This is a genomic window from Collinsella aerofaciens (assembly GCF_039062365.1).
Taxonomy (GTDB): Bacteria; Actinomycetota; Coriobacteriia; order Coriobacteriales; family Coriobacteriaceae; genus Collinsella.
Genome location: NZ_JBCJBI010000007.1, coordinates 102,535 through 121,185, shown reverse-complemented (window position 1 = coordinate 121,185; position 18,651 = coordinate 102,535). Strand labels below are relative to the sequence as shown.

General features: G+C 61.8%; 18 protein-coding genes. 17 read left to right on the top strand and 1 reads right to left on the bottom strand.

Going from position 1 to position 18,651, the window contains the following annotated elements:
• The first annotated feature begins 233 nt into the window (after positions 1–233).
• The 14 genes from ABCN01_RS05405 to ffh all read left to right on the top strand — a co-directional run bounded on the left by ABCN01_RS05405 (position 234) and on the right by ffh (position 15,127).
• Complete coding sequence (locus ABCN01_RS05405; RefSeq protein ID WP_342996307.1) at positions 234–590, top strand: Asp23/Gls24 family envelope stress response protein; 357 nt, start codon at positions 234–236, stop codon at positions 588–590.
• A 27-nt stretch (positions 591–617) separates the two neighbouring features.
• Positions 618–2,279, top strand: coding sequence for a DAK2 domain-containing protein (locus ABCN01_RS05400; protein ID WP_342996306.1), 1,662 nt, complete (start codon positions 618–620; stop codon positions 2,277–2,279).
• Between the two features lie 10 nt (positions 2,280–2,289).
• The gene (gene recG, locus ABCN01_RS05395) at positions 2,290–4,467 is read left to right on the top strand and encodes an ATP-dependent DNA helicase RecG (protein ID WP_342996305.1); all 2,178 of its coding nucleotides are present in this window, start codon (positions 2,290–2,292) and stop codon (positions 4,465–4,467) included.
• Entirely contained in the window at positions 4,464–5,120 is a 657-nt protein-coding gene (gene rsmD, locus ABCN01_RS05390; protein WP_117847652.1) for a 16S rRNA (guanine(966)-N(2))-methyltransferase RsmD, read from the top strand. Before recG ends, rsmD begins: the two co-directional genes overlap by 4 nt.
• Entirely contained in the window at positions 5,113–5,610 is a 498-nt protein-coding gene (coaD, locus tag ABCN01_RS05385) for a pantetheine-phosphate adenylyltransferase (protein WP_117847654.1), read from the top strand. Before rsmD ends, coaD begins: the two co-directional genes overlap by 8 nt.
• A gap of 68 nt (positions 5,611–5,678) precedes the next feature.
• Positions 5,679–6,176 carry an ATP synthase subunit B family protein gene (locus ABCN01_RS05380; RefSeq protein WP_040358176.1) on the top strand — a complete coding sequence of 166 codons (498 nt, stop codon included), beginning with the start codon at positions 5,679–5,681 and terminating at the stop codon, positions 6,174–6,176.
• The gene (locus ABCN01_RS05375; RefSeq protein ID WP_117837204.1) at positions 6,176–6,730 is read left to right on the top strand and encodes a YceD family protein; all 555 of its coding nucleotides are present in this window, start codon (positions 6,176–6,178) and stop codon (positions 6,728–6,730) included. Before ABCN01_RS05380 ends, ABCN01_RS05375 begins: the two co-directional genes overlap by 1 nt.
• A gap of 64 nt (positions 6,731–6,794) precedes the next feature.
• Complete coding sequence (rpmF, locus tag ABCN01_RS05370; protein WP_022094017.1) at positions 6,795–6,974, top strand: 50S ribosomal protein L32; 180 nt, start codon at positions 6,795–6,797, stop codon at positions 6,972–6,974.
• Between the two features lie 87 nt (positions 6,975–7,061).
• On the top strand, positions 7,062–8,081 hold the full coding sequence (gene plsX / locus ABCN01_RS05365) for a phosphate acyltransferase PlsX (RefSeq protein WP_342996304.1): 1,020 nt from the start codon (positions 7,062–7,064) through the stop codon (positions 8,079–8,081).
• Between the two features lie 124 nt (positions 8,082–8,205).
• Positions 8,206–8,448, top strand: a complete 243-nt coding sequence (locus tag ABCN01_RS05360) for an acyl carrier protein (RefSeq protein WP_055309519.1) — start codon at positions 8,206–8,208, stop codon at positions 8,446–8,448.
• A gap of 3 nt (positions 8,449–8,451) precedes the next feature.
• A complete protein-coding gene (rnc, locus tag ABCN01_RS05355) occupies positions 8,452–9,177 on the top strand; it encodes a ribonuclease III (protein WP_117637759.1) in 726 nt (241 codons plus the stop codon).
• A gap of 10 nt (positions 9,178–9,187) precedes the next feature.
• On the top strand, positions 9,188–12,724 hold the full coding sequence (gene smc / locus ABCN01_RS05350) for a chromosome segregation protein SMC (RefSeq protein WP_342996303.1): 3,537 nt from the start codon (positions 9,188–9,190) through the stop codon (positions 12,722–12,724).
• Positions 12,724–13,641 (top strand): signal recognition particle-docking protein FtsY, encoded by a 918-nt coding sequence (ftsY, locus tag ABCN01_RS05345; RefSeq protein ID WP_342996302.1) that lies wholly within the window; start codon positions 12,724–12,726, stop codon positions 13,639–13,641. Before smc ends, ftsY begins: the two co-directional genes overlap by 1 nt.
• 10 nt (positions 13,642–13,651) lie before the next feature.
• A complete protein-coding gene (ffh, locus tag ABCN01_RS05340) occupies positions 13,652–15,127 on the top strand; it encodes a signal recognition particle protein (protein WP_035138144.1) in 1,476 nt (491 codons plus the stop codon).
• A 116-nt stretch (positions 15,128–15,243) separates the two neighbouring features.
• Here the strand turns inward: ffh and ABCN01_RS05335 are convergent, their stop codons facing one another.
• Positions 15,244–16,008: a NifB/NifX family molybdenum-iron cluster-binding protein gene (locus tag ABCN01_RS05335; protein ID WP_342996301.1), complete on the bottom strand. Its 765-nt coding sequence runs from the start codon at positions 16,006–16,008 to the stop codon at positions 15,244–15,246.
• A gap of 218 nt (positions 16,009–16,226) precedes the next feature.
• Between ABCN01_RS05335 and thyA the strand changes: the two genes are divergently transcribed.
• The 3 genes from thyA (at position 16,227) to ABCN01_RS05320 (ending at position 18,627) form a co-directional block, all read left to right on the top strand.
• Positions 16,227–17,075 carry a thymidylate synthase gene (thyA, locus tag ABCN01_RS05330; RefSeq protein ID WP_161145471.1) on the top strand — a complete coding sequence of 283 codons (849 nt, stop codon included), beginning with the start codon at positions 16,227–16,229 and terminating at the stop codon, positions 17,073–17,075.
• A 9-nt stretch (positions 17,076–17,084) separates the two neighbouring features.
• Positions 17,085–17,603: a dihydrofolate reductase gene (locus ABCN01_RS05325; protein ID WP_342996300.1), complete on the top strand. Its 519-nt coding sequence runs from the start codon at positions 17,085–17,087 to the stop codon at positions 17,601–17,603.
• Positions 17,604–17,712: 109 nt separating this feature from the next.
• Positions 17,713–18,627, top strand: a complete 915-nt coding sequence (locus tag ABCN01_RS05320) for a TrmH family RNA methyltransferase (RefSeq protein WP_342996298.1) — start codon at positions 17,713–17,715, stop codon at positions 18,625–18,627.
• Positions 18,628–18,651 lie beyond the last annotated feature (24 nt).

The window sequence follows — 18,651 nt, the reverse complement described above, 5'->3', positions numbered from 1 at the left end:
CGCGCCTTTAGACGCGAGCCCGGGGCCCGTGGGTTATACCCTAAGAGCAAACCACCCTTTTTAAGGGTGGTTCTGATGCCGCGATCGCCGTTCGCGAACGTTACCGTATCAACATTTCGTGTCGAGGATGTAATCCCGAGGCCCGCCACCTCAACATGGCGCGGTCGTTGTAGAATATTGCAATGATTGCTCCCACGACATGGTGCCGCGAGCACCAAGAAAAGGAGATTCTTGTGTCTGAGACCATTAACGGCAGCCTGAGCGTCTCGAACGACGTTATTGCCGATATTGCCGGTTATGCCGCGATGACGTGCTATGGCGTTGTCGGTATGGCTGAGCAGCTCCAGGGCGCCGAGAGCGTGCGCCTGCTTGCCGGTCAGCGCCTCCGCAAGGGCGTGCTTGTCTCCGCCGACGAGAACGGCCTTACGGTCGATCTTCACGTCGTGCTCGAGAACGGCGTCAACATGAAGTCCGTCTGCCACAATCTTTCGAGCTCCGTTGCCTTCACTCTGCAGGAGATCGCCCAGATCGATCCCACCAGCCTTAAGATCGGCATCCATATCGACGCGCTTAAGAGCCGTCTGAACTAGCATCCGAAAACGGAGATTCAAATACCCATGATTGCAAAGACCATTCGCACCTGTTTTCCGATCGCTGCGGCTGCCGTTTCCGACAAGGCCGAGGAGATCAACAAGCTCAACGTCTTCCCCGTACCCGACGGCGACACCGGCACCAACATGTCGCTCACGCTCGCCTCGGTGACCAAGGAGCTTTCCGCCCTTCCCGCCGATGCCGACATGGAGGCCATCGCCGGCGCCATCACCCACGGTTCCCTGATGGGCGCCCGCGGTAACTCCGGCGTTATTACCTCGCAGATTCTTCGCGGCGTGGCCGAGGGCCTTGTCTCTGCCGATGAGCCCATTACGTCCGCCAACATTGCCTTCGCCTTCCGTCGCGCCGTCAAGGTCGCCTTCCAGGCTGTCCGCAAGCCCATCGAGGGCACGATCCTCACGGTCCTGCGCGATGTCTCGACCAAGGCCGACGAGTGCGAGAAGAAGAAGTTCTCGGCCGAGGATGCGCTCGATGCTATCGTCGTCGAGGCCTACCAGTCCGTCGCCCGCACGCCCGACCTGCTGCCCGTTCTGAAGGAGAATGGCGTGGTCGACTCCGGCGCCTTTGGCTTTGCCATCTTCCTGGAGAACTTTGTTGCCGCCGCGCTTGGTCGCAGCACCGTGGTCGAGGATTTCTCCGCTACGTTTGACTCCGCCGGCTCTGCCCGCGATGCCGCTCTTGGTCGTGTTGAGATCGAGGCTAACGACGACTGGGAGGGCTCGGAGTTCCGCTACTGCAACGAGTTCCTCTTTAAGGCCGACGCCCCGTTTGACGAGGACGAGTGCCTTAAGTTCCTGGGCTCCATGGGCGACTGTGAGCTGCTCGTGGGCGCCTATCCCGACTATAAGATCCATGTGCACTCCAACACCCCCAACCTGGTGCTCGAGCACATGCTGCAGCTCGGTCAGATCTATGAGGTCTTTATCCACAACATGGAGATGGAGGCCCACGACCGTACCACCAAGATCCACGAGGATCAGGAAAAGGCCGCCGAGCCCGCCAAGGCGCTGGGCTTTGTCGCCGTTGCCGCCGGTTCCGGCGAGGCCGACATCCTCAAGTCCCTTGGCGTCGACGTGGTCGTCTCCGGTGGCCAGACTATGAATCCCTCGACCGCCGACCTGCTGGGCGCGGTGGACCAGGTCAACGCGACCTCGGTCATCATCCTGCCCAATAACGGCAACATCCGCATGGCTGCCGAGGCTGCCGCTTCTGCCTGCACGGACAAGAAGGTTGCCGTCGTTCCCACCAAGACCGTTCCGCAGGCGTTCTCCGCGCTGTTCGCGGTCCTGCCCGATTCCGAGCTCGAGGACGCCGTCGCCGCCATGGTCGACGCCATCAGCGAGGTCCGCGATGGCGAGGTCACCCGCGCCGTGCGCGATTCCAGCGCCTCTGACGGCTCTCCGATTCACTCCGGTGACGTCATGGGTATCATCGCCGGCTCCATCGACGTGGTCGGCTCCGACGTGAAGCAGGTCACGCTCGACTGCATCAACCGCATGCAGGAGGAAGAGGAGGGCGACGCGCTGACGATTCTGGCCGGCGAGGAGCTGTCCGATGAGGCCTTCCAGGAGATCGTCGACGCTATCGAGGAGGCTCAGCCCGACTTGGAGATCGACGCCCATCGTGGCGAGCAGCCGCTCTATCCCGTGATCTTCTCGATCGAGTAGGCAACTGCCCATGTCCGAGCTGTGCTCCGTGCCGCGCGTCTCGGAGCGCTTTGCCCAGAGCAATGCGCTCGACGAGGATATCGCGCGACTCAAATATGTTTCGGGTAAACGCGAGGAGGCCCTTCGCCGTCTGGGAATTCGGACGGTGGGGGACCTCCTTCTCCATATCCCTCATCGATACCTCGACTTTACCCGTTCTTGGTCTATCGAGATGGCGCCCATCGGTACCGTGTGCACCATCATCGCCACGGTCGACCGTATCGTCCAAAAGCAGCCGCGTCCGCGCATGCAGGTGACCGAGGTCTCGCTTGTTGACGAGACGGGCGTGCTGCAGGTCGCCTTTTTCCGCCAGCCCTGGATTGCCCAGCAGCTTAAGCAGGGCGACCGCCTGGCCGTGATGGGCAAGGTCGAGTTTGCCTACGGCTTTAAGCAGATGGCCTCGCCGCACTTTGAAAAGCTCGAGGACGGGCGTGCCGCAGGCACCATCCTGCCGGTCCATTACGTGAGTGATGGCGTGAGCCAGGCGTGGATGCGCCGCATCGTAAGCGGCGCGCTCGAGGTCGTCGGCAATCCCTTTGATCCCATTCCGGCACGCTTACGTGTTAAGCGTCGCCTGATGAGCAATGCTCGTGCGCTTCGAGCGATCCACTTTCCTTCGAGCATGGCAGAGCGCGACATCGCGCGCGCACGGCTTGCCTACGAGGAGTGCCTCTACCTGCAGCTGGCGCTGCGCCTGCGCAACGACGGCGGCCTGGTCGATGTGGTTCCCTATGCCCACACCGCGGGCGAGCACCTGGCCGCGCTTAAGCAAGCTCTGCCGTTTTCGCTGAGCGACGAGCAGGAGACCGCGTTCCAAGATATCCTGCGCGATATGTGCGATGGTGGGCGCGTGATGAACCGCCTGCTGCTGGGCGATGTCGGTACCGGTAAGACCGCCGTTGCCGCCTGCGCTCTGGCTGTGGCTGCCGATAGCGGTACGCAGGCCTGCGTTATGGCGCCCACGGGCGTGTTGGCGCGCCAATATGCCGATAAGACCGGCCCTCTGCTCTCGCAGGCGGGCATGTCCTGGGCGCTTCTGACGGGTGCCACGCCGGCCTCAGAGCGCGAGCAGATCCATGCCCAGCTTGAATCGGGCGAGCTCGACGTCCTCTTTGGAACCCACGCGGTGCTTTCGGATAACGTTGCGTTCAATCATCTGTCGCTTGTCGTCATCGACGAGCAGCACCGGTTTGGCGTTGGCCAACGCAACGCCCTACGCGCGAAGGGCCCCGGTGCGGACCTGCTCGTTATGACGGCGACACCGATCCCGCGTACGCTGGCGCTTTCGGTCTACGGCGATCTGGACACGAGTATCATCCGCCATCGGCCCGTCCCTGGCGCTGGCGTGACGACACGCGTGCTCACCGAGTCGAGCCGCGACCTCGCCTATGGCGCCATCCGCGAGGCGCATGAAAAGGGTCAGCAGGCCTACGTGATTTGCCCGCTCGTGGAGCCGAGTGACTCGGCCGATGAGCTTGAAGACGTGCCCGGTATCGCCCGCGACGACGAGGGCCGCGTGACCGTGCCTGTGCCGCTGCACGATACGGCGACCGAGCTCGATCGCCTGCGTCTGGCGTTGCCGGGTCTTGCCATCGAGCGCCTTCACGGCCGTATGCCAGCGGGGGAGAAGGATCGCGTTATCGACGCCTTCAAGCGTGGCGAGATTGACGTGCTCGTCTCGACTACGGTGGTCGAGGTGGGCGTCGACGTGCCCAACGCCACCGTCATGGTCATCGAGAACGGTGAGCGGTTTGGCTTGGCGGCGCTGCATCAGCTACGCGGTCGCGTGGGCCGCGGCAGCGTGTCGGGCACGTGCCTGGTCATGACGCGCTCCAAGGGCAATGGCGGCGCCTCGGCGGCACAAGACCGTCTCCAGTCGCTCGAAAAGACCTCGGATGGTTTTACGCTTGCCCAGATGGACCTGCGTCTGCGTCACGAGGGCGAAATCCTGGGGTACCGTCAGCACGGTGGCGTGACCTTGCGCTTTGTGGACTTGGATGCCGATGAGGACCTTATCGAATGGGCCCATTTGGACGCGGTCGAGCTCTTGCGGTATGCTTGCAACCTTGACTCTGTGGCGACGCGTCCCTTGCGCGAGGCGGTCGCCATGCGTTATCGACATATCTTTAAGGAGGTCAGCGGAGGATGAGAATCATCGGCGGCGAATGGCGCGGTCGTAAGATCGAGGAGCCCCGTGGTCGCGATGTCACCCGCCCCACGACCGATCGCGTGCGCGAGGCGTGCGCATCTATGGTCATGTCGGCATTCGATTTCGATTTGGACGAGGTTCGTGTGCTGGACGCCTTTGGCGGCTCCGGTGCCTTAGGGTTAGAGATGCTCTCTCGTGGGGCCCGCTCGCTCACGACGTTTGAGATCGATCGCAACGCCGCGCGGCTCATTACCAAGAATATCGAGTCGCTCTGCCGTGACCGTGCGCGTTGGCGTGTGGTCACGGGCGACATGCTGGCAAGTGCCTCGCGCGGTCGTGTACCGGGCGGCCCCTTTGATTTGGTCCTGCTCGACCCGCCCTATGCTTTTGGTGCCGAGCCGGTCGAGGAAATGCTGCAGAACCTGGCTCAGCAGGGTCTGCTTGCGCCTGGCGCTTATGCCCTGTTTGAGCATGCCTCCGCCGATGCGGGCGCGCATCCGGCAGGCTTTGAGACTGTACGTGAGAAGCGCTACGGCATTACCTCGGTCGACCTGCTTCGTTGGGTCGGCGATGACGACGGTGAGGACGATAGTGCCGTCACCGATGCCGATAACAACGATGCCACGACGTTTCAGGAGGACGCCCATGAATGACACCATCAACCGCGTGATCGTCCCGGGTACCTTCGATCCCATCACGTTTGGCCATATCGATGTGATCCGCCGCGCCCGCCGCATCTTTCCCAGCGTGATCGTCGCTGTTGCCGAGTCGCAGGGTAAAAACGGTGTCGGCACCACGTTTATGCTCGATGAGCGCGTGGCGCTGGCCCGCGAGGCGCTCGGTGATATCGACGGCGTCGAGGTCCTGCCCTTTACCGGCCTCTTGGTCGACTTCGCTCGTGAGCAGGGGGCGGGGGCCGTGGTCAAGGGCCTGCGCGCTATGACCGACTTTGAGTACGAGCTGCAGCAGGCCGACCTCAACTACCGCCTGGATAGCGAGCTGGAGTCCATCTTTGTCATGAGCGCGCCGCAGTACGGTTACATCTCGAGCTCGGTGGTACGCCAGATTGCGTCGCTTGGGAGCGATGTATCGACGTTTGTCCCACCCAACGTGGTCGAAGCGCTCAGACATCGCTTTTCGTGACGTTTTTTATTGCCTGGTGGCATGTGGTAAACTAGCACGATGATATGTTACCTATGAAAGGAGACCGGATGCCGGGCGAGAATTTTCCTGGCGATAGGATCGTCAGCTTGGTCGATGAGCTCGAAGGGCTGATCGAGGAAGCCAAGCCGCCTTTCGGCAAGAACGCTCAGTTCAAGGTCATCGACGCCGACGTGTTCTTCAACATCCTCGACGAGATCCGCATGAGCTATCCCGAGGAGTGGCAGAAGTCCCGCCGTATCCTTAAGGAGCGCGAGGAGCTTATGGCTTCCGCCGCCGCTCAGGCCGATTCCATCATCGCTGACGCTCAGCAGCAGGCCCTCACCATTGCCGGTGAGCAGGAGATCGTCCGCCTTGCGCAGCAGCAGGCCGACGACATCCGCGATCGTGCCCAGCAGTACGAGCGCGAGACGCGTTATGCTGCCGAGGACTATGCAGAGCAGGTCTTTACGCACCTGGAGGAGAACCTCAAGAGCCTGACCGGCACCGTTACCCGTTGCCGTCAGCAGCTCAACGAGGGTGCCGCCCAACAGAATGGTCAGTGGTAATGGCTGAGTTCCCGAGCGTTACCGTCGATCTTTCCGAGCAGCTCGAGTTTCCTGGAGATTCGTATCCGCTGACCGGTAAGGTCGATGTCGCCACCTACACGGTGGGCGAGAAGGAGTACCAGCTTCAGGACGGCATCGACTACGACGTTGTCTTTACCAATGCCGGTACCGGTGTCTTGCTCACGGGCATGGTCCGCGCGCACGCCACCGGCGAGTGCGACCGTTGCCTGGAGCCTGCCTCGTTTGATATCGCCGGCGAAATCGAGGAGTTCTACCTCTTTGAGGAGCCCGAGGATCCCGAGGCCTACGAGGACGGCTACGAGCTCCTGGGTGAGGACCGTCTCGTCGATCTGGGCGAGCCCATCAATGACGCGGTCGTTATGGACACGCCGTTTGTGGTGCTCTGCAAGCCCGATTGCCGTGGTCTGTGCCCCACATGCGGTTGTAATCTCAACGTCGAGCAATGCGATTGCGCCGCCCAGGCAGAGGCGGAATGGGCCGCTGCCACGGAAAATCCATTTGCAGCATTGAAGAATCTCAAGCTTGATGAGTAAAACTGTGGTAGTATCACTACTTGCGCGTAATCGCCACACTGGATAGTTCATAAGGAAGGTCACTATGCCCGTACCTAAACAAAAGCAGGGTCGTATCCGCACTCACACCCGTCGTTCCGCCAACATGAAGATCTCGGCTGCGGCTCAGTCCACGTGCCCCCGTTGCGGCGCTGTTAAGCTTCCGCACCACGTGTGCCCCAGCTGCGGTTTCTACAAGGACCGCGAGGTTATCGTTACCGAGTAACGGTATACTCTGGATGCGATGCCGTTCCAAATGGAACCACAATGGCCGGCTCAATGAGTCGGCCATTTTTGTATAAGGAGCATGTATATGAGTAACGTTCGCGTTTGTGTAGACGTTGTGGGCGGAGACGAGAAACCTCAGGTTGTTCTCGATGGTATCGAAGCTGCGCTTGCCGCCGATCCCGATATCGAGGTCTTGGCAGCTGGTCCCGCCGAAATCGTCAATCCCTTTGCAGCTTCCCATGCACGTGTTGAGGCCCTTGAGGCGCCTGACGTTATCGCCATGGATGACGATCCCATTCGCGCCGTGATGACCAAGCGTAAGTCGTCGATCGTGCTTTCTTGCCGCGCCATTAAGAAGGGCAACGCGGATGCGTTCTTCTCCGCCGGCTCCACCGGTGCCATGACCGCCGCCGCCACCGCCTATGTGACGCCGTTTAGGTATCAGGCCGAAGGCAAGAAGCAGCCGGTGCGCCCCTGTCTGACCAATGCGCTGCCCAATCGCGCCGGCGGTCTGACGGTGCTGTGCGACATGGGAGCCAACCCCGATGTGGAGGTCGATGACATGGTGCGTTTTGCCCAGATGGGTAGCGCCTATGCCCGCGTCGTCCTGGGCATCGAGCATCCTCGCGTGGGCCTGCTTGCCAATGGCACCGAGGATGAGAAGGGCTCCAACTTTACCAAGGCCTGTTTCCCTGCTATGAAGGCCGCCGTTCCCGGCTTTGTTGGTAACTGCGAGGGAACGGACATCACCTCGGGTAACTTCGATGTCGTCGTTGCCGATGGCATGTCGGGTAATATCGCTCTCAAAGCTACCGAGGGCGCTGCCAAGTTTTTGCTGCAGGAGCTCAAGGGCGCCTTTATGGCCTCGCTCGGCACCAAGATCGCCGCGCTGCTCATCAAAAAGCAGATGCGCGAGATTAAGGCCAAGCTCTCTGGCGACGCCAAGGGCGGCGCGATTCTTCTGGGCCTGCGCGGCGTGGTCCTGATCGGCCATGGCGCCACCTCGGTCGAGGCTGTCAAAAACGGTACGCTCGCGGCGGCCGAAGCCGTGCGCGCCGGGCTGGTCGAGAATGTCGCCAACTCTATGGACAGTATCGTTTTGTAAGAGCGAGTTAGAGCGCTGTTATGTGCTTCGCGGCGCACGTCGTGGGGTAGAATCAGAACCGTGTCTTGGTACCGCCCGGGCGGTACCATTCTTTTGGTATTCATGCACTATGAGAGGAAGCGCTATGGACCGCTCCGAAATCTTCGACAAGATCGCCGAGGTCGCTGCTGACGTTCTGGGCGTCGATGTTGCCGAAATTAGCGATGAGACCACCTTTGACGACCTCGATGCCAACTCGCTCGAGCGTTTGCAGCTGGTTACGGCCATCGAGGACGAGTTCAACCTCGAGATCGATGACGAGACTCTGCTCTCGCTTAACTCTGTCGCCGACGCCGTCGACGCGATCGAAAACGCCAGGGAGGCTTAGGTCTTGGCTTTGTCTGAACGACTTACGCGTGCCCAGGAAATCTTGGGCCACGAGTTCAATAATAAGGTACTGCTGCGCGCGGCGCTTACGCATCCCTCGGCAGTTGAGGGCCAGCCGGTTTCTGCCAGCTATGAGCGCCTTGAGTTCTTGGGCGATTCCATTTTGGGCGCCGTGGTCGCACGCTCCCTGTTTGAGTCCTATCCCGAGTTTGACGAGGGCAAGCTCACGCGCTTGAAGGTGTCGCTTGTCTCGGGCGCTACGCTGTCCGAGGTTTCTCACGAGCTGGGCATCGACGACATCATCATCTTTGGTGCCTCTGAGACCGGTACCGGTGCGCGCGGCCTGCATTCTGCGCTCGAGAACGTCTACGAGTCGCTCGTGGGCGCGCTGTATCTGGATGCCGGCTGGGATGCGGCGGCGGAGTTCATTCACCGTACGCTTAAGCCGCATTTGGCTTCCGAGCGTGCCGAGCATCCTGCGAACCCCAAGTCGTTTTTGCAGGAGTGCGTGCAGGCCGACGGTCACGAGCCCCCGGCGTATAAGCTCGTTGGCTCCGAGGGCCCGGCGCATGCGCCCACCTTTACCGCCGTGGTGTTGATCGATGGTATTCGTCAGGGTCGCGGCTCTGGCTCCTCAAAGAAGGAAGCCGAGGGAGCCGCTGCACTCGAGGCACTTGACCGCATGGGCTACACCACCAACGGCGTGATTCTCAACAAGAAACCTGTTTAAGCGAGGAACCGTGTATCTCAAGTCCCTCACGCTCAAAGGGTTTAAGTCGTTTGCCGACCGCGCCCATATGACGTTTGAGCCGGGCCTGACCGTCATCGTCGGTCCCAACGGCTCGGGAAAATCGAACATCTCTGACTCGATTCTGTGGGTCCTGGGCGAGCAGAGCGCCAAGCAGCTGCGCGGCCAGGCCATGGAGGATGTCATCTTCTCTGGCTCGTCAGCGCGCAAGCCGGTGGGTGTCGCCGAGGTCACGCTGGTGCTCGATAACTCGGACCATATGCTGCCCGTCGATTTTGACGAGGTCGCCATCACCCGTCGCATGTATCGCTCGGGCGAAAGCGAGTACCTCATCAACTCGAGTCCGTGCCGCCTGATGGACATTCAGGACATCCTGCACGATTCCGGCCTGGGCAAGGATACGCATTCCATCATCAGCCAGGGCAAGCTCGACGCCATTTTGCAGAGCCGCCCCGAGGAGCGCCGCGCCCTCATCGAGGAGGCTGCCGGCATCTCCAAGCACAAGCGCCGCAAGGAGCGTGCGCTCAAAAAGATTAAATCGATGGACGAGCACCTGACGCGTGCCCGCGACATCAATAAGGAAATCGCCCGTCAGCTGCGACCGCTGGAGCGTCAGGTCGATCGCGCGCGCAAGTACAAAGAGCTGTCCTCGCGCGCGAACGAGCTTACGCAGATGCTAGCCGTCGACGAGCTGCGTTCGCTGCAGTCGCAGTGGAACGACCTGGAGAGCCGCTCCAAGGAAGGTGCCGCCGAGCTGGAGCTTGCGCAGTACCGCATGGGCGAAAAGGAGCGCGAACTCGAGAAGCTCCAGGTTATGCTCGAGGAAAAGGGCCTGTTTGTGGGCGATCTGGGCGAGCAGCGCCGCCATATGCAAGACGTGGTCGGTCGCATTAATTCCGATATGCGCCTGCTCGAGGAAAAGGGCCACAACATGGTGTCGCGCCTGTCCGACATGCGTGGGCAGATTTCGAGCTCTGAGCATCAGCGTCGTCGCGTGGTCGAGGAGCTCGAGGACGCGCGTGCGCAGCTTGAGAAAGTGACCGGCGCGCACCTGCTGGCCCAGGAGGACGTTGACGCCGCTGGTCCTGCCGCCGCTGAGCTCCACGAGCGGCGCGTGGCGCTCGACAATCAGATTTCGCAGCTTACGCGTGAGCAACGCGATGTGCAGCGCGTGGCCGATAACGCCGCGCTCGAGCTCGCTAAGGTGAAGGATTCCTTGAGCAATGCCGAGGTCGAGGACAACATGTACGCCTCGCGCCTGGAACAGATCGATGAACAGCTCGAGGAGGTCACGGCTTCGCTCGAGAGCCGTCGCGATCGCGCCGAGGAGCTTGAGGGCGCTCTTGAGGAAGCGCGCCAGGCTCAGGTCGATGCGCGTGAGGCCACCGAGACGGCACGCGCGGCCCTGAAGGACCTGCGTGCCCGCGAGAGTGAGGCGCGCAACAAGCTGTCCGAGGTGCGCTCGGAGCTTGCCAGCCAAAAGAAACTCGATGCCCGCATGGCCGACAGCTCGCCGCTCGTGAGCCGTCTGGTGGGTGCGCTGGGCGACGATGTTTCGGGTCGCCTGGGCGACGTGCTCGAGGCCCCGCGCGAGCTTGAGGGCCTGGTTGAGCAGCTGCTCGCCGGCGATATCGATGCCCTGTTGTTCGATAACGCTGCCGCACTTGAGCGCGCCGGTCGCGCTGCGCTGGACCAGAAGAAGGCCTCGGGCGAGGCGCTGCTGGTGGCGCGCAGCGTGAGCGGCTCTACCGCCGCTGAGGGCGCCTCCGGTACCCGTCTGGTTGATCGTCTGTCCGTGCGCGCAGGCTACGGTCCCGTCGTTGAGGCGCTGCTCGGCGGTTATTACGTCGTGGACGATCTTGCTGCCGCGTTGGCCGCGCCTGTCGTTGACGGCGTGACTTACGTGACCCCCGATGGCGCCCGCGTAAGCTGTGGCGGCCTGGTGCGTGTGGGGCTAGATGCCGGCGAGGCCTCGGGTGCTCTGGAGCGCAAGCGTCGCATTCGCGAGCTGGAGGGCCTGGAGCCCGATTTGGCTGCCGTGTTTGAGCATGTTTCGAATCAGGTCGTCGAGGCCAATGCGGCCGTTGAGGAAGCGCGTGCCGCTGAGGGCGATGCCGCCGGCGAGATCGCCCGTCTTGAGGGCGAGCGCCGCTCGCTGCTCTCCGAGATCGGCCGCTTGGAGCAAAGCGCCAACAATGCCGAGGTCGAGCGCGTGCGCATCTCCAAGCGCCGCGAGCAGGCCTCCGAAGCCGTTCGCGCTGCGCGCCCGCGCGTTGACGAGCTCACCCGTTCGCGTGACGAGGCTCGCGCGCAGGCAAGCAATCTGGGGTTGCAGATTGCCGAGGCCAACGACGAACTCGACCGCGTTCGCCGTGACGATTCCGAGGCTGCCGGTAAGCTCGCCGACGCCAAGGTTCGCCTAGCCCAGACGAGCGAACGCCTGCGTTCGCTGAAGGGCCGCGTGCCCGACCTGGAGCATCGTCTTGAGGTCATCGACCGTCGTATCCGCGGAACGCGCCAGGCTTCGCGCTCGCTCGAGCTGCTGCGCCTGCGCGTCGACCCCATGCACGAACGCTATTCGGCCCTGTTGGAACGCGCGTCGGATTGGGCAGCGCGCCTGCGTGACCAGGCCTCTCTGGAGGAGGCGGACTCCGCTTCGCTTAAGAAGACCATCGAGGATGCCAAGGCGGAGGTTGCCCACGCTAAGGAGCGGGTCGATACCGCCTCCGCCACGCAAAACGAGTTCAAGGTCGCGCGTGGCAAGCTCGAGGTGCAGGTAGAGGCCGCCATTAAGGCCATTACCGCCGATGGCGCCACGGTACTCGAGGAAGCGCTCATGCTTCCGGCGCCCACGGACCGCGATGCCGCCGAGCGCGAACTCAACCAGCTCGTGCGTCAGATCAACAACCTGGGCCCTGTGAACCAGGTTGCCATGGAGGAGTACGAGCAGCTCAAGCGCCGCGCCGACTACATCGAGGAGCAGCTGGCCGATTTGGAGAGCGCGCGCAAGGCGCTCACCAAGATCACGGTGGCCATTGATCGCAAGATGCGGAAGGCCTTCCTGGTGACGTTTGAGAAGGTCGACGCGAACTTCCGCGAGATCTTCGCTATGCTCTTCCCGGGCGGTCAGGCTCATCTGGAGATGACCGATCCCGAGCATCCAGCCGAGACGGGTATCGAGGTCGTGGCGCAGCCGCGCGGCAAGCGCATCACCAAGATGATGCTCATGTCGGGCGGCGAGAAGAGCCTGACGGCGCTCGCCCTGCTCTTTGCCGTGTACCGCACGCGTACGGTGCCGTTCTATGTGCTGGACGAGGTCGAGGCTGCACTCGACGACGCCAACCTGTCCAAGCTCATCGGCGCGCTCGATGTGTTGCGTTCCGATACGCAGCTCTTGGTCATTTCGCATCAGCGCCGTACTATGGAGGACGCTGACGTCCTCTATGGCGTCTCGATGCAAGCCGACGGCGTCAGTCGCGTCGTCTCGCAAAAACTCGATCGCGAAACCGGAAAGGTCGTGAATGCATAATGGGATTCTTTGACGCTCTCTCGCGCGGACTTGAGCGCAGTCGCGAGGCCCTCAACGAGGTCTTTTACTTTGGCGGCGAGGTCGACGAGGATTTTTGGGAGGACCTGGAGGACACCCTCGTCATGGGTGACATGGGCGCCGAGGTCGCCATCAAGGTCTCCGATGACCTGCGCGATGCCGCGGCCAAGAAGAACCTCAAGACCGCCCCGCAACTCCGTCGCGCCCTGGCCGAGCAGCTTGAGCAGCACTTTGTGCCCATCGAGCGCGATCCGTTCTCCGATACGCCGAGCTGCGTGCTGTTTGTGGGCATTAACGGTGCCGGCAAGACCACGACGGTCGGTAAGATCGCGAGCGCCATGGCCGCCCGCGGCAAGAATGTCGTGATCGGCTCTGCCGATACGTTCCGCGCCGCCGCCATCGAGCAGCTCGATGTGTGGGGCCAGCGCGCTGGCGTCCCCGTCATCAAGCGCGACCGCGGCTCCGACCCGGCAAGTGTTTGCTACGACGTGCTCGACGAGGCCGACAAGCGCGGCGGCGACCTGGTGCTTATCGACACTGCCGGTCGTCTGCACACGAGCCCCGAGCTCATGCGCGAGCTTGCCAAGGTGGTTAACGTGACGCGTAAGCGCGCCGCCAATATGGCCGCCGGCCCCATGCCCGTCTCAGTCGTGCTCGTGATCGATGCCGCCACCGGCCAGAACGGTCTGAACCAGGCGCTCGAGTTTAACGAGGCACTGGGCCTGGACGGTATTATCATGACAAAGCTCGACGGCACGGCAAAGGGCGGTATCGCCATGGCCGTGGCCGAGAAGCTCAAGCTTCCCATCCTGCGCATCGGCGTGGGCGAGCAGGTCGATGACCTGCAGGAGTTCAATGCCAAAGATTTCTGCCGCGCCCTGGTGGGCGAGTCCAATTAAGGAGTGACTAGTGTTTGATTCTCTGAGCGATCGCCTCAACGACACATTTGACCGCCTGCGCGGCAAGGGCAAGCTGACCGAGGCCGATATCACCTCGGCCATGCGCGATATCCGTATGGCGCTGCTCGAGGCCGACGTCAACTTTAAGGTCGTCAAGGAGTTCGTCGCCAAGACCAAGGAGCGTTGCATGACCGCCGAGGTCATGGAGTCGCTGTCGCCGGCGCAAAACGTCGTCAAGATTGTGCTCGACGAGCTCACCGAGATGCTCGGCTCCACCGAGAGCAAGCTCGTCTTTAGCAACCGCATCCCCAATGTCATCATGCTCGTGGGCCTGCAGGGCTCCGGTAAGACTACGGCAGCCGTAAAGCTGGCTTATCTGCTCAAGAAGCAGGGTCGCTCGCCGCTGCTCGCCGCGTGCGACGTCTACCGCCCCGCCGCTGCCGACCAGCTGGCCACGCTTGGCGGCGAGATTGGCGTGCCGGTCTTCCGCGGTGACGGCGCGCACCCGGTCGATATCGCCAAGGGCGCCATCCAGGAGGCCGTTGACCACCTGCGCGACGTGGTCATCGTCGATACCGCCGGTCGCCTGCAGATCGACGAGCAGATGATGCAGGAGGCCGTGGACATCAAGAAGGCCGTCAAGCCCGATCAGGTGCTGATGGTCGTCGATGCCATGACCGGCCAGGATATTGTCAACGTCGTCTCGACCTTCGCCGAGCGTACCGACTTTGACGGCGTGATCATCTCCAAGCTAGACGGCGACGCTCGTGGCGGCGGCGCGCTTTCCGTGCGCCAGGTGACCGGCAAGCCCATCAAGTTCGTGAGCATGGGCGAGAAGCCCGATTCGCTTGAGCCGTTCTACCCCGACCGCATGGCCAAGCGCATTTTAGGCATGGGCGACGTCGTCGGCATTATCGAGAAGGCCCAGGAGGCGGCCGACGCCGAGCAGCTCGAGGCTGCCGAGCGTATGCTGCGCGAGGGTTTTACCATGAACGACATGCTCGACCAGATGAAGGCCGTCAAGAAGATGGGCGGCATGAAGGGCATTCTGGGTATGCTTCCCGGTGGCCAGCGTGCGCTCAACCAGATGGGTGGCAACCTGGACGAAGGTATCTTCGATAAGAACGAGGCCATCATCATGTCGATGACCAAGGAGGAGCGCCTTCGCCCCTCCATCATCAACGGCCAGCGCCGTGCCCGCATTGCCAAGGGCGCCGGCGTGACCCCCACCGAGGTCAATAGCCTTATGAAGCAGTGGGGCGAGATGAATAAGATGATGGGCCGCATGCGCACGATGGCCAATCAGGCGCAGGCCGGCGGCAAGAAGGGCAAGAAGGGTAAGAAGGGCAAAAAGATGCGCATGCCCAATATTCCCGGTCTGGATGCCATGGGGCTGGGCGGCATGGGCGGCCTGGGAACGGGCGGCCCCAAGTCCGATATGGACCTGCTGCGCCAGATGGAAGCGCAGATGCGCAACAAGAAGTAACGACTAGTTGAGTCGTGTATGGCGAAGGCCGCCTGGATGGTATTCCAGGCGGCCTTCGCCGTTTGTTCGCTGGTTGTCGCACGTGTGGAAGCGCGTTCTCGACGAGGTGCTTGCCGCTAGTGGCATCCGCAGCCTTCGTGCCCGTCATGGTCGTGGTGACCGTGGCAGCCGCAGGACTCGCCATGCTCGTGGATGTGCTCGTGATCATGTCCATGGCAGTCGAAGGTGGCCTCGCCGTTCTGTGCGAGCGTGCCGGCAATGAGGGCCTCGACGCAGGCATCGCAGCTGCCCTGGGCGCCCGCATAGACCGTGATGCCGGCTTGGGCAAGCGCGTTGATAGCGCCGCCGCCGATACCGCCGCAAATGAGCGTGTCAACGCCACCGTTGGCAAGCAGGCCCGCCAAGGCGCCGTGGCCGGTGCCGCCGGTGCCTACGACCTGCTCGTTGAGCACCTTGCCATCCTGGATGTCGTAGATCTTGAACTGCTCGCTGCGGCCAAAGTGCATAAAGATGTTGCCGTTGTCGTACGTCGTTGCCACCCTCATGGTGCCGACCTCCTTTGCTGGCCATGCGGCCGTCGTCGTGGCGATGGGGGAGTACGCGATATTGCCGCCCTCGATGACGAGCGCTCGTCCGTTGACCAGCGCGTTTGCCACCTTGCGATGCGCGCGACTGCTGATTGCCGCCACCGTGGCGCGGGCGATGCCCATGTGCAGGGCGACGGCCTCCTGATTGAGGCCCTCCAGATCGCACAGGCGCAGCACCTCAAGCTCGTCGACGGTCATGTCGATGGCATCACCGCTGGCCAGGCCATCGGGGGTAAAGCCGCGGTATTCGGGGATGATCCCGACGCGGCGCAGTTTTTCGCGTCTTCCTGTCATGCACACTCCTTATCTGACATATGTCAACAATAGGATAACGCGTTAGTCGTTGGGCGCAAGGCATTTCTGTCATATGTCAGAAAAAGGCTAAGATGCCTCGTTGCCGCATGCGGAGCCGCGCTGCCGTGCATTGCGTGTGCCGGACTAAGTGTCCAATTCGACACTCGCGCGCCTGGGCTACAATAAATCTCGCTTATAGGCGACTGACAGGAGGGTCAATGAGCAAAGCTGATCAACAGTTTGTAACCATGTGCCGCGATATCTTGGACCATGGCACCACCACCGAGGGCCAAAAGGTCCGTCCGGTGTGGGAGGACGGCACCCCTGCCTATACCATTAAAAACTTTGGTGTCACGGCGCGCTATGATCTGCGCGAGGAGTTCCCCGCGCTCACCCTGCGTCGTACGGCGCTTAAGTCTGCCATGGACGAGATTCTGTGGATCTATCAAAAGAAGTCCAATAACGTGCATGATCTCAACAGCCATATCTGGGATGAGTGGGCCGATGAGACCGGTTCCATCGGTAAAGCCTACGGCTATCAGATTGGTCAGAAGAGCCATTACGTCGAGGGCGACTTCGACCAGATGGACCGTGTGCTGTACGACCTTAAGCACACGCCGTATAGTCGCCGCATTATGACCAATACGTACGTGTTTAGCGATCTGTCCGAGATGCACCTTTATCCGTGTGCCTATAGCGTGACCTATAACGTGACGCAGCGTCCTCAGGACGACAAGCCGACGCTCAACATGATTCTCAACCAGCGCAGCCAGGACATTTTGGCCGCGAACAACTGGAACGTGTGCCAGTACGCCATTTTGCTGATGATGGTCGCGCAGTCGGTCGATATGATTCCCGGTGAGCTGCTGCACGTGATCGCCGACGCCCATATCTATGATCGTCATGTCGATATCGTCCGCGAGCTTATCGAGCGTCCGCAGTTTGCGGCACCCAAGGTAACGCTCAACCCCGATGTGCATGACTTCTATGCGTTTACGACCGATGACCTGATCGTCGAGGGCTATGAGCACGGCCCGCAGGTCAAGAACATTCCCATTGCGGTGTAGGTGGTGCTCATGACGTGTAAGCTATCTGCTATCGTCGCCGTGTGTGACGATTGGGGCATTGGGTGCGAGGGCGACATGGTGGTGTCCAATCGCGCTGATATGCGCCATTTTGTGGCCTGCACCAAGGGCTGCCCGGTTATCATGGGACGCAAGACGCTGCTGAGTTTTCCCGGCGGGCGTCCTCTCAAGAACCGCCGCAATATCGTGCTTACGCGCGATATGGGCTTTACCCACGAGGGCGTCGACGTGGTGCATAGCGTTGACGAAGCGCTCTCTGCGATTGCCGATGAGCTCGTTGCCTGGGTGATCGGTGGCGGCGATGTCTATCGGCAGTTTTTGCCGTACTGCGTGGAGGCCGAGGTCACTCATAACCACTGCGTCCATCCCGTGGACACGTACTTTCCCGACTTGGACGCCGATCCCGCGTGGGAGATTGCGCAGCGTAGCGGGGTCGCGACGATTGCCGCCGGTGAGGGTGACGAGGGCGTCGATTATGAGTTCGTGACGTATCGTCGCATCGAGGCGTAAATCGTCTGGCGTGAACGGTATCATCGGGTTGATTGAATGCATGGGGCGGCGCTTAGCGTCGCCTCGTTTGGTATAGATGTGCTGTAAAGAAGGGTGCGGGCTGGCTGCTATGACTGATGCCGTTGAGGTTCTGCGAATTGATTCGCTCGAGGACGAGCGGCTCGATGCCTACGTGCGACTGACCGAGCGTGAGCTTCGCTGCGTGCTGGAGCCGCAGAAGGGCATTTTTATTGCCGAGAGTGCCAAGGTCATCGAGCGTGCGGTTCGCGCCGGATACGAGCCGGTGAGCTTTCTTTTGGGCGAACGCTGGCTCGATCAAATGATACCGCTGTTTGAGCGCCTGGTTGTGCGCGAGGGCGCCGGCCCGGTCCCTGTGTTTGTGGCCTCTATGGAGCTCATGGAGCAGTTGACGGGCTTTAACGTGACGCGAGGTGCGCTCGCGGCGTTCCGTCGCCCGCGGCAGATTCCGGTAGCCGAGTTCTTGGGTGGCGTCGTCGAGGCGGCGGGAGAGCGCCCGGTGCGCGTATGCGTACTCGAGGGTATTGTCGACCATACTAATGTGGGTGCGATTTTCCGCTCGGCGGCAGCGTTGAATGTTGACGGTATTTTGGTCAGTCCTACGTGCTGCGATCCGCTGTATCGTCGCTCGGCTCGTGTGAGCATGGGCACGGTGTTTCAGGTGCCGTGGACTCGTATTGGCAGCGAGGCGCGCGTATGGCCGCACGACGGCCTGGCGGCGCTGCACAATTCCGAGTTTTCCTGTGCCGCCATGGCGCTGACGGACGACTCCGTTTCGCTGGACGATCCTGCGCTGCAGGAGATCGACCGACTGGCGATTTTTATGGGTACCGAGGGTGCCGGCTTGGGTGCCAAGACCATTGCGGGCTGCGACCGGGCCGTGCGCATTCCGATGGCGCATGGGGTCGATTCGCTCAACGTGGCCGCGGCGAGTGCCGTCGCCTTTTGGCAGCTGTGCCCGCATGTGAGCAATGAGTATCACTACCAGCCGGGGCTGTATCACTAGGCAGATAGTTCGCACCGGGCTCTG

What these genes read in the sequence shown, in the direction of transcription:
- ABCN01_RS05400 (WP_342996306.1), top strand. Translation starts at nt 618, where the DNA reads ATGATTGCAAAGACCATTCGCACCTGTTTTCCGATCGCTGCGGCTGCC.
- recG (WP_342996305.1), top strand. Translation starts at nt 2,290, where the DNA reads ATGTCCGAGCTGTGCTCCGTGCCGCGCGTCTCGGAGCGCTTTGCCCAG.
- rsmD (WP_117847652.1), top strand. Translation starts at nt 4,464, where the DNA reads ATGAGAATCATCGGCGGCGAATGGCGCGGTCGTAAGATCGAGGAGCCC.
- coaD (WP_117847654.1), top strand. Translation starts at nt 5,113, where the DNA reads ATGAATGACACCATCAACCGCGTGATCGTCCCGGGTACCTTCGATCCC.
- ABCN01_RS05380 (WP_040358176.1), top strand. Translation starts at nt 5,679, where the DNA reads ATGCCGGGCGAGAATTTTCCTGGCGATAGGATCGTCAGCTTGGTCGAT.
- ABCN01_RS05375 (WP_117837204.1), top strand. Translation starts at nt 6,176, where the DNA reads ATGGCTGAGTTCCCGAGCGTTACCGTCGATCTTTCCGAGCAGCTCGAG.
- rpmF (WP_022094017.1), top strand. Translation starts at nt 6,795, where the DNA reads ATGCCCGTACCTAAACAAAAGCAGGGTCGTATCCGCACTCACACCCGT.
- plsX (WP_342996304.1), top strand. Translation starts at nt 7,062, where the DNA reads ATGAGTAACGTTCGCGTTTGTGTAGACGTTGTGGGCGGAGACGAGAAA.
- ABCN01_RS05360 (WP_055309519.1), top strand. Translation starts at nt 8,206, where the DNA reads ATGGACCGCTCCGAAATCTTCGACAAGATCGCCGAGGTCGCTGCTGAC.
- ftsY (WP_342996302.1), top strand. Translation starts at nt 12,724, where the DNA reads ATGGGATTCTTTGACGCTCTCTCGCGCGGACTTGAGCGCAGTCGCGAG.
- ABCN01_RS05335 (WP_342996301.1), bottom strand. Translation starts at nt 16,008, where the DNA reads ATGACAGGAAGACGCGAAAAACTGCGCCGCGTCGGGATCATCCCCGAA.
- thyA (WP_161145471.1), top strand. Translation starts at nt 16,227, where the DNA reads ATGAGCAAAGCTGATCAACAGTTTGTAACCATGTGCCGCGATATCTTG.
- ABCN01_RS05325 (WP_342996300.1), top strand. Translation starts at nt 17,085, where the DNA reads ATGACGTGTAAGCTATCTGCTATCGTCGCCGTGTGTGACGATTGGGGC.
- ABCN01_RS05320 (WP_342996298.1), top strand. Translation starts at nt 17,713, where the DNA reads ATGACTGATGCCGTTGAGGTTCTGCGAATTGATTCGCTCGAGGACGAG.